Consider the following 10,727-nt stretch of genomic DNA (forward strand, 5'->3'; position numbering starts at 1 on the left):
GAATAACTTCAGCCTCAGTCCGCCAGCACTCGCAATCCGATCTGTGCGTTGAAGCCGGGTCGTGCATCACACTCGGATCGGCTCTCTTTCCAACACCAATATTCGTAACCGGCTCATGCTGTGCTCCTCGTCAAGTAGACTAATATCCCTGACCGCAGCAGGTTTGTCTTCATTTGAATCTCGCGTTGTTGATTTGGATTCGCCATTCTCACGTCCTTGACTCTTGGGGCTGACGAAGAATTGCTTCGTCCACATCGGGATTTCGAGGCGAAACTGAATTGGTGGTCCGTTGCGGTAGTAAATCTCTCAGCAACGCAACAGAATCGGTGATAGGTTTCCCGCCCCCGTGAAGAACAATGACCGCCAACAGATAGAGCAAAGCAAATACTACAGAAACCGAAATCATTCGCACGAATGCGCCAAAAGCTCCAAACTCTGCTCCCGAGTACGGCGTGGCGTGAAGTGCGATGTAGCTCAGGTACCCAGCCGCCAGCGATGCTGCGAAGAACTTCCAGATGACTGCAAATATTGCTCCCGTCTTCAGCCCGACCGGCTTTCCGGCATACCAGAACCCGGGGAACATGAGCAGGAAGAACGAAATCGTCCACGCAAATGCCACTCCCGAGGGTCCCCACCGCAGCATAAGAACAAATAGGCCCGCAGTGCAGAAAAATTCAATCAATCCCCAGCGAAACCATCTGTCGGGTCGTCCTATTGCAAGGTGAATCCAACCGTGCGTGTTGTACAGGAGCATCACTCCGATTCCCGGGCCAAATAACGTAAAAATCCTGCCTGCCTCACCCCACTGCGGTCCGAGAAGGACACGAATCAGATCCTTTCCCACTAGACAGAAGTCAGCCCCAATCCCCATTCCCAGAAACGCCATGATGGATAAGGCACGCAGAAAGTAGCGCTCGAACTGGCCACGGTCTCCGCTGACCCGGCTCAGCGTACTTACCGCAACATTAGAGATAGGCGACAGCAATTGCGTCGCTGCGAGAACAAACAAGTCATAAGCTCTCTTGTAGAATCCGAGCACCTGAGCACCAAACCGGTAGCCCACGAGGAGATTATCGGTGTTCCGAGTCAGGTAATTGAATCCAAAATGCAAGTAGACATTGAAGGCAAACGTGACCCCCGACGAAGTCCCCAATGCGCGCGTGGGCCGGCTCGGTACCCATCTGCACATTGCCCAGGAAAGCACGGCTATGATGACAGACTGCCCGACAGTTCCCCATACAAGTGCCCAGTAATGCAAGCCCACAAACGCACAGACGATGGAGACGACTACATAAACCGACAATCCAATGATGTTAATAATAGCTACTGTCCGAAAGTGCATCGCGCGTTGGAGAAGTGCAAGATGAATATAGGCGAGGCACCCGAGCACGATAGTCAATGACATGCCAACGGCAACCGGCGCTACCGCTGAGTCGTGAAAGAAAAGCGCCAACAGGTTTCCCGAGCCGGCAAAAACGAACGTGAGAAGTGTACCAATGCCTAGGTTGATCCAAAACAGATTGCTGGCCAGAGCCTCTGAAAGTTCCTCGCGCTGCATGATCAACTCTGTGAAGCCATTCAATCCGAAACTGCGAAAAAGAAGGTTGACCGTGGTGACCATCGAGACTATGCCAAAATCACTCGGCGTCAGCAAACGCGCCAGAACCATCACCGAGGCAATTTGCAGAACAAATCCGGCTGTCTGGCCCACAACTGATGCTGCGGCACCCCGGACCGCCGTTCTACGAAGTCCATCGCCGGATTCAACCGGCTGAAAAGCGCCGTCCGCTTGAAATGGTCTCAACTAGTCCTCACTGCAAGATTTGTGTGTAATCGGGATTGGACTGGCGCCTGTGTGACCGCTTCGACAGGAAACTTTTCCTCAGAACCAGTCTTCGTAGTGCAATTCTTCTGAAGTTCAATTCAAGCGTAGCCTGCCCGATTCAATGAGCCGCTTTACAATCAGCTCGGCGCCTTCCTCACTCAAGTGGTCTCCGTCCCTCATTAACGGGATGTTATTCCTCGCATCCGCGTACTCGACACAACCTTCAGCATCGCAGGTCGCTCTGTAGAGAGAGACGTATGGGACGTGCCAGGTCGCGGTTCCCAAAGCTTGCATCTGATCGTCCATCGCACGAGAAGATTCCGCGAGATGCTGCTGCGGCAATTCGGGTCTATTCCAGGCGATCGAATAAGCCAGTAGCCTGGGCAGTGGTGCATCATACTCTGCTACTGGTCCGAATATGGTGGCCTTCACGTCGTGCTTCCTGGTCCACTGAAGGATTTCGACTATACCTTGCATACTTCCCGGATACCACTGAGATTCCAGAAGCAACTCGCTGTCGGGGTGAGCCGGCAGATATTTTTCGAAAATGAAACGCATTGCCTCATCGCATACAGGCGACCCCGTCGCCCGAAGTGAAATTCGGCAGCTCCACACGGATGCAAGCTGAACGTTTCTGTCCGCAGAAGCTAGCTTCAATCCAGGCCACAAGGCAGCAGCATGGCTATCGCCTAGCAAGAGGAACCCTCCCTTCCCCGGCCCGAGCTCGTCGCATGCAGGGTTGGTAAATACGGTAGCCCGATTTGCTTCGGTGATCGAGCACTTTCCCCACTGCCCCAGCGTAGCCACGCCGCCAGCACCGCCTCCGGATAGAAGCGAAGCAATCTGCACTGCTCGTGGCGGAAATCGAGATTTGAACCCTGCATACTGGACAACAGCCACAGCGCACAGGATCAACCCGAAGGCCACAGCTCCAGATAACGCAAACAGTCCCCTCCGCTCAATTCGCCTCGGATGCGCGCGAAAGGGACGTTCCACGAATCGCCAGGATAGAATCGCTGCGGCAAACGACAGAAGAATGACAAGCAACTTATTCGTTGTCTGAGATGACAGAAGATATGCCCAGCCGGATGGAACAATCGAACTCAAATTGATAAGCAATCCGAATTGGCTCAGGACGATGATTGGCCAATGCCAGAGATAGAGGGAATAGGATATGAGCCCAATAAACACAACGGGGCGCCACGAAAGCAAACCAGATACGTAGGAGGGTCCTTGTTCGCCTGCACCGATAATCAGCGCCGTGCCGATGCAGGGGAGCAACGCGCTGAAGCCGGGAAATACAGTTCGTGGGGTGTACTTCAACACCGACCATCCAATCATTCCAATGCCGATTACTGTCGCAAGATTCCGGAGAAGTGCCGTCCTCATCCGCGGCCAAACTCCAAGAGAAAGAATCGTACCCAGCAATAGTTCCCATGCGCGGGTGTACGGCATGTAAAAGGCGGTCGTTTCGTTCCGCGTCACAACCCACGCACTCAACCCGAGCGAGACAAAGAACAGTGTCAATACCACGGCCTTGATTCGCCCAGGGAATATTCGGCTTGCTGCCAGCAGGAGCAGTGGAAACGAGATATAAAACTGCTCCTCCACGGCCAGAGACCAGGTGTGCAACAGAGGACGCGAAAGCGGCGAATCAAAATACCCTGAATGGGCCCAGAAATAGAAATTAGACGTGGATGTTACTGCTGCAGCCAGGGATCGTGCAAAAGCGACGAACTCAGCCGGAAGAAAGAGGAACCACGCGGCAACACACAAGGCGATCAGCATCGCGAAAAGAGCGGGAAAGATTCTCCTTATCCGACGGTCGTAGAAACTGAGGATCGAGAAGGTCCCCGCATTAATCTCCGAGACAATGATCGAACTGATCAGGTACCCGGAAATTACGAAAAATACGTCGACACCGACGAAGCCTCCAGAGACGCGAGAGGGGGAGAGGTGGAACGCTAACACGCTAAGAACCGCAACACACCGAAGACCGTCTACGTCGGCACGGTACTTGGGCTTGTGGGTCGCTGCTGTTTTCGTAACTCTCATCTGCGACGAAGACCTCGGCTGTACACACTCAAATCGAATCGGACACACACGATTCTCTGTTTTAAGGTGGATCTCTGACTAGCGGTGGTTGGCACTCGCAAAATCAGAATGGCCTACTCCACCACCTGCGCTAAACGCGTTCGTGCTGATTGCGTTAGTCTCAGCGTCATTAGCCATCGCATAAACACGCGAAGCAGCCCTCTTAGATGACTTCCTGCCCCAGAGCCCCGCGCTGATACCTGTCGAGCAGACGATTGCAATGAGCACGAATATCCACATCGGAGTCATCGTTCTGAACCCGGCTTCGGTGATGCTGTAAAATGCTCCGCTCACCACAAACGCTAACATCAGGCCGGCGGCAGATGGATTCATTCGGAAAGATGCCACGGCACGCCGATAACCGGTTATCAGAACCGTCGCAATCAAAATGACCCCAATCCAGCCAAGATTTAAATAAACCTCTATGTAACCGTTGTGCGCTTCATTGATTTGTTCGGCGTGGTACCAGTTGAGAAGGTTGTGATGAAAAGCATCGGCGGCAGGGCTGGTCCAGAAACTGTCGAATCCTTCACCGAATATTGGGTTCGATGCTGCGGGAATTACTGCGGCCCAGATGCTCGTTCTACCCGAAAGAGTCGACTGCCTGCCCAACGCGCCTGCGACAGAGCCCATGCCGCCAAGAAGCAGAACCAAGCCGCCGAATAAAAGAATTCCCAGACAAAGCAGGTGCACCCTGGCCGGCCGGGTCCTAACCGAACGCATGCCGGTCGCTAAAATCAGTCCGCTCCCGAGAACAAAGCAGAAGATTGAGGTCGATGAGTGAGCCATCCACAATAGCACTATCCCAAAAGCGAGCAGGCTCGTCTGTGCAACCAACCGCCCGCGCCGATTCGGCTCGTCTCGCTTTCCCAGAAGCGTGCGCAGACTCCACACCGTGCCTAATGAAATAAGGAAGACGATTAAACCCAGGGAATTCTTATTCAGCGTTACGCCGGTATTCATTGGTCCACCTTCTGGGTCAAAGGCGCGACCGGAGTCCGTATAACGAATCATCACAATCGAAAACGGCAATAGGATGAAGCCTATTCTCGAGAAAAGCTGCTGTAGCGCCGCGATCGGATCATCATCAGTAGCAATGACGAGCGCCATGACAACATCTCCGACGTCTTTCGTCCAACGCTTGAATGCGGGACCGCTGTATGGCGCCCAGGTCACACTAATCAGACAGTACAAAGAATAGATGATTAGTGGCCCCATCAGTTTCAAATAAGGCCTTACCTTCTTTCGCCGCCGTAAGAGGATCACAATCCCGAATGCCAGAAGGAGTCCGTAGATCGCAGCGTCCGTAGAGCTGCCCTCCAGCGTTGACTGGAGGGTATCTGAGGATATCGCTCGAATCCCGAACCACATAGTCACTGGTCTGGACCCGACAATGATCAGCCATATGATCGGTATCCACAAACCTTTAGAGGTTCTGGCGGCCTTATTCCGGTTCAGGTAAAAAAGTCCCGCTACTCCGATGCTGCAGATGGCGATTGCAAGGAGGGTGCTCATTCTTGGCAAACTCCCGTCCGGCCCCACTCCATAGGCAACGGACCGATTCCAGGCGCCATAGCAGAGTTCATAGCTCTCTCATTGCCGAGGCTCAATTGAATACCACCCTGTACACTCTATCGACGCTCCTTGCCTCTCTTCTGGCCCTGTCTACAATCTCTACGCTGATGATCGTAAGTGCGAACGCGGCTATGAACGACCCCGCTAACACGGGGATTCCCGGGTTGAAACGCCTCAGGCTTGCAGCAAGAATCTGCAAGATCGCGATTTGCGAGATATAGCCCAGGAGGGAATACTTGCCGAGCAAAATGACCACGTTCTGAAGTCGACCGGGTGCTGTTCCTATGCTCCCAACCAGGTAGATCATTGTTACGCTCAAACACACCCCTACAATCTCCAGCAGGAACGGCACATTCCAGATCGATATGGCGACAATATAGAGGACATATGCGAATCCAAGCAGGTAGGGGTATCGAGCTATTCTCTGAATCGTTTCACTTGGCCTGAATCCTATTAGCACGCCCAACATTCCAATTGTGACAATTTCCAGGTTCATGGTTTTGGCGCCTAGCATGTCAAGCATCACGGCAGATACCAGAAACAACACAAAGACAACGTGAAAAATTGACCTGTGGCGTCGATAAAGAAACATGAGCAATCCCGACAGAATCAGCAGATAGGCAATGGGCACTAGTATGGAAAACGACACAATTTTGTTTGTGAAGTTTCCGGTCACAAAAGCCGCCATGACGCTATCGGAATCCAACTGATAACTCAGGCTAACGCCGGGAGACAAGATTGGCAGCACAACAAGCCGAGCGCCATTAAGTCCGATGAAAATCGCCAGGAGCTTGAGGCCCCTCACGATCAATCGCTTGGGCAGGCGAAAATCGATGACCTCGTACTTGCTGAGATAAACACTCGAAACCATGAAGCCACTTATGAAGATGAATGAAGGACTTAGAAACCGAAGATAACGATAGTGAGGCCAGCCTATCCCTATGAAGTAGTTGATCCAATGGTAAAGAACCATGAAAAGGACCAACGCGCCTTTCGTAAAGTCCAGTGCCGGGATTCTCTCGGTTTTGGGAGAAGTTGCCGTAGCCAGCATATTGGTCTCTGCTAAACGGTCCTCGTGGCGAACATGAAGGGAGGGCGCCATCCTCAAGACTCTGCAGAGACCCGGTATCTGCGGTCGTACCAAGCCTTTCGGATGTCCCGAAATTTTTCCGCGATCGGTTCGGGAATTCGGTCGACAATGCGGCGGTGCAAGCCATACGAAAATGCAATGCGGCCCCTCGCGGTCAATGGTACGTAATATCGCGGCACATCGAGACGCTGGAAGCCGTTTACCTCTTTGAAATGTGTCAGGCTGTCTTCCTTGTTTCCGTAATTGAAGTTTTCGTAGATGAGATACGACACTCCGTTCTTCGCGCAGGTACGGACCGCCTCCGCGATCAAAGCATTCGTCGGTGCTTTGTCCTTGTGCTGAGCCATCGACAGAATATGGACGAGACAAGCCTGCGTTCGGCTCTCATCCATGGACAATTTGATAAACCCGATCATCTTCTCATCCAGAAAGGCGCCTACGTAAATACTGCGGTCAAGAAAGGTTCCCGCATACTGCCGTGCGCGTTCCATTGTCATTCCATAGTGAGGGAAGCGCTTGCCCTGACGTATGGGTGTCTCGTTATAGACTTCGCGGATGCCTCGAACGAGTTCGTCTCCAAATTCAATTTCACGTAAGACCACTCCCTTTTTTTGTGCCTGCCTGGCTCTGTTGCGAGGATAGGAGCGGATCTGGTTATTCCACCAGTTATCGAAAGTGGAAACCTCGAGAACAGCCAGATTGTCCATCACAAAGGGGTACGAATACCGTGGTGAAGTATCAGGAAGTTTTTGCAGAAATGTGAACAGATCAACGCGCGTCCCACACCTCCGCAGGCTCGCCACAACCTCTTCAGGATCATCTGGAAACGTGTACTTTTCTCCATCCAGACGGGCGATTCGAATCAATTGTCCTTGGATCGCAATGTCCTTGTTGCCGAACTTCATTTGGGTGAGCCTCATTGCACAGCGTCAATTCACACGATGATCGGGTAGAACCATCGGGGATGGAAAACATAACCTAGGCGATTGGCTCTGCGGGAACGAGGTTCCTGAACTCCGCAGCCGCAGATTCGCGCCGCATCTGTGCGGTAAATCCGATCACCGCTGCTGCCACTTTCTCTTGCTGTTCGAACTCAAGCTGAGGATACATCGGAAGAGAGACGATCTCGGCGGCCGCGCTTTCCGTGACGGGAAAATCGCCCGCACCGTAGTTGAGCGATAAGTACGCCCGCTGCAGGTGAAGCGGCACGGGATAGTGGATCCCCACTCCAATCCCTGCTTCCTTGAGATACTTCATCATGCCGTCGCGATCGATAGTGCGGATGACGTACAGGTGATACACCCCGCGGGACGACGACGGTTCCCATGGCAAGCCGATTGAATCACATTGTGAAAGCAACCGGTTGTATTCCGCGGCTTTTGACCGACGCAGCTCATTCCACGATTTCAGATGAGCCAGTTTAGTTTGCAGAATTCCCGCTTGCAATGCGTCGAGCCGTCCATTGTAACCCTCTACGTCGTGAAAGTATTTCCGGCTCTGACCGTGGTCACGCAACATCTTCGTCTTCTCTGCCATGCCAGAATCATTGGTGGTGATTGCTCCAGCTTCGCCGCAAGCCCCGAGATTCTTTCCCGGATAAAAGCTGAACGCCGCAGCACATCCCATGGAGCCCGCCTTCATCCACCGGTTGTGCTTTTTTGAGAAGTACTCCGCCCCGTGTGCCTGGCATGCATCCTCGATTACAACTAAGCCATACTGCTCAGCCAGATCGAGAATCCCATCCATATCGGCCATCTGTCCGTAGAGATGCACGGGAATGACAGCTGTCACAGGGCGCCCGCTGCGAAGGCTGATTAGACGGCCCGCGTTATCGCGAACGCATTTCTTCTGCAGGTAACGCTGAAGCATCACCACAGACATGTTATAGGTCTGCTCATCCACATCGACGAATTCCGGGATCGCCCGCGCCTGCGAGATTGCTTCTGTTGTCGCGATGAACGTATTTGGAACCGTTAGCACGACGTCGCCACTTTGAACTCCGCTGGCCATGATGGCGAACCGCAGGGCGTCGGTCCCACTGTTCACCGCGATCGCATGACGTGTTCCACAGAATTCTGCGAACGCCGTCTCGAAGTTCTCCACCATCGGACCACCAATGAATCCCGCCGAGCGCAGAACACAGCGGAACAATGCTGTAAGTTCCTCCTCAAGCTCTACATGGGGAGTGATCAAATCAAGAAATGGAATTGCTGCGTCAGTATTCATCGTCTCTCCTGACATTCAACAGATAACTTATTGCGAAACTGCAAGATCGGGCTAAACGCACCCTTTCAGCTGGAACGTACATTTGATAAAAAGATCATTGGCTGCGGTTTCTCTGCTGGCTTTGTGTTGAAGTTCAAGCGCCTGCGTTAAGTCCCTTGTCTTTCTCAGAAGCGTTCACGTAACGCAACACCCTCGCCGGATTGCCCACTGTGATTGCATTTGCTGGGACATCCCTAGTAACCACGCTTCCCGCGCCCACAATGGCATTCTCGCCAATCGAAGTATTTGGAAGAATCGTAGCGCCCGTACCGATCGACGCTCCCCGCTTCACGACTGTCGTTTCCACTCTCCAATCTGCTTCTGTCTGGAGCTTTCCGTCGAGGCTCGTCGCACGGGGATAGGCGTCGTTGGTGAACATGACGCCGTGGCCGATGAAGACGTTGTCCTCAATCGTGACACCTTCGCAGATGAACGTATGACTCGATATCTTGCAGCAGCGACCGATCTTCGCGTTCTTCTGGATCTCGACAAATGCGCCAATTTTGGTCTCGTCTCCAATTTCACACCCATAGAGGTTGATGAATTTGGAAAGACGAACGTTCTCGCCCAACTTCACGTCGTCGGCAATGCAGTTGAACGTGTTCATAGATAAACGAGAGATCCCTTCTTATTCAACGACTCACTCGCCGTTTCGAGCATGCGCACCACTCGAAGACCGGCAGAGCCGTTATTGAAGGGCTCCTCTCCAGTCGAAACACAATCGACGAAGTAAGATAATTCGTTGCGAAGAGCCTCGCCCTGCTCCAGTTGTGGAGCCCACATATCTCCCGAGCGATAACTGACAAGGAGTTCGTACACACCCTCTTTGCTGCCTATCTTGACACCCTTGTCGTAAACCTTCAGCTTTTCGTCGGCTTCGAGATCGTTCCACACCAGCATGCGCTTCTCACCGCCGATAAGTGTTGTCCTCACCTTCACCGGCGAGAGCCAATTCACGTTGATGTGGGCGATTACCTTTTCCGGAAAATAGAGCGTCATGAAAGCTACATCTTCGTGACCATTCAGGTGGCCCTGACCGGTTGCAACAATTGCCTCTGGATCTCCCTTCAGGAGATAGTCCATGATCGAGAGATCGTGCGGCGCCAGATCCCACAGGACGTTGCAATCGTGCTGAAATAACCCCAGGTTGACACGCGTGGAATCGTAGTAATACAAGTTCCCGAGCGCTTTGTCATCAACGAGTTGTTTGATTTTCTTTACCGCTCCCGTAAAGAGGAAGGTATGGTCTACCATGACCTTGAGGTTCTTCTGCGCCGCGAGATTTACCAGTTCTTCGCCTTGAGCGGAAGTGCTGGTGAAGGGTTTCTCAACGAACACGTGCTTGCCGTTTTCGAGGGCAGCCTTGGTGAGTTCGTAATGCGTCCACACCGGAGATACAACGGCGATGGCATCAATGTCCGGCGAAGTTATAACTTCCAGCGCACTAGCAATGACCTTTACGTCGGGGTGAGCCTTCTGTGCTCGCGCGCGAGCTTGAGGGCTGATCTCCGCAATAGCCAAGACCTGAGAACCTTCGAGGTTCACCAGGTTCCTCACAATGTTAGGTCCCCAGTAGCCGTAACCAATTACTCCGAACTTCATGTTTCGCCGTCCTTCAGTAGAACCGCTGATTGGTTGGGGGATGACATACGCAGGAATCCATAGCTGGGACAGGGACGTTCTCTGCCAGTGGTGTGAAGCTGAATTGTGTAATAGAGTCGCCCCTCAGTAGGCGCCGGAGCCTCGGATCACGGCAAGGGGCGTGCGGAGGAGGATTTTGATATCGAGCCACGGACTCCATGCGATGGCATATTTCAGGTCGAGTCGAACCATTGCATCGAAATCAACAGTGCTTCTACCTGTAACTTGCCACAATCC

General features: G+C 52.8%; 9 protein-coding genes. All 9 read right to left on the bottom strand.

All coding sequences use genetic code 11. The annotated features are described in order from the left end of the window. Positions 1-208 precede the first annotated feature (208 nt). The 9 genes from WA354_RS20060 to WA354_RS20100 all read right to left on the bottom strand — a co-directional run bounded on the left by WA354_RS20060 (position 209) and on the right by WA354_RS20100 (position 10,724). Complete coding sequence (locus WA354_RS20060) at positions 209-1,804, bottom strand: lipopolysaccharide biosynthesis protein (protein ID WP_472814793.1); 1,596 nt, start codon at positions 1,802-1,804, stop codon at positions 209-211. A 114-nt stretch (positions 1,805-1,918) separates the two neighbouring features. After that, on the bottom strand, positions 1,919-3,880 hold the full coding sequence (locus WA354_RS20065) for an acyltransferase family protein (protein WP_472814794.1): 1,962 nt from the start codon (positions 3,878-3,880) through the stop codon (positions 1,919-1,921). Positions 3,881-3,958: 78 nt separating this feature from the next. Further along, complete coding sequence (locus WA354_RS20070) at positions 3,959-5,434, bottom strand: O-antigen ligase family protein (protein WP_472814795.1); 1,476 nt, start codon at positions 5,432-5,434, stop codon at positions 3,959-3,961. Positions 5,435-5,525: 91 nt separating this feature from the next. Further along, entirely contained in the window at positions 5,526-6,545 is a 1,020-nt protein-coding gene (locus WA354_RS20075; protein ID WP_472814796.1) for an acyltransferase family protein, read from the bottom strand. Positions 6,546-6,598: 53 nt separating this feature from the next. Beyond that, on the bottom strand, positions 6,599-7,489 hold the full coding sequence (locus tag WA354_RS20080; protein WP_472814797.1) for a hypothetical protein: 891 nt from the start codon (positions 7,487-7,489) through the stop codon (positions 6,599-6,601). A 73-nt stretch (positions 7,490-7,562) separates the two neighbouring features. Next, positions 7,563-8,810 carry a DegT/DnrJ/EryC1/StrS family aminotransferase gene (locus WA354_RS20085; RefSeq protein ID WP_472814798.1) on the bottom strand — a complete coding sequence of 416 codons (1,248 nt, stop codon included), beginning with the start codon at positions 8,808-8,810 and terminating at the stop codon, positions 7,563-7,565. 133 nt (positions 8,811-8,943) lie between these two features. After that, positions 8,944-9,456, bottom strand: a complete 513-nt coding sequence (locus WA354_RS20090) for an acyltransferase (protein WP_472814799.1) — start codon at positions 9,454-9,456, stop codon at positions 8,944-8,946. Then, the gene (locus WA354_RS20095; protein WP_472814800.1) at positions 9,453-10,451 is read right to left on the bottom strand and encodes a Gfo/Idh/MocA family protein; all 999 of its coding nucleotides are present in this window, start codon (positions 10,449-10,451) and stop codon (positions 9,453-9,455) included. The genes WA354_RS20090 and WA354_RS20095 overlap by 4 nt, the downstream gene beginning before the upstream one ends. Positions 10,452-10,574: 123 nt before the next feature. After that, positions 10,575-10,724, bottom strand: coding sequence for a sugar transferase (locus WA354_RS20100; protein WP_472814801.1), 150 nt, complete (start codon positions 10,722-10,724; stop codon positions 10,575-10,577). Positions 10,725-10,727 lie beyond the last annotated feature (3 nt).

This window comes from Occallatibacter sp. (genome assembly GCF_049802275.1).
In the GTDB taxonomy this organism is placed as follows: Bacteria; Acidobacteriota; Terriglobia; order Terriglobales; family Acidobacteriaceae; genus Telmatobacter.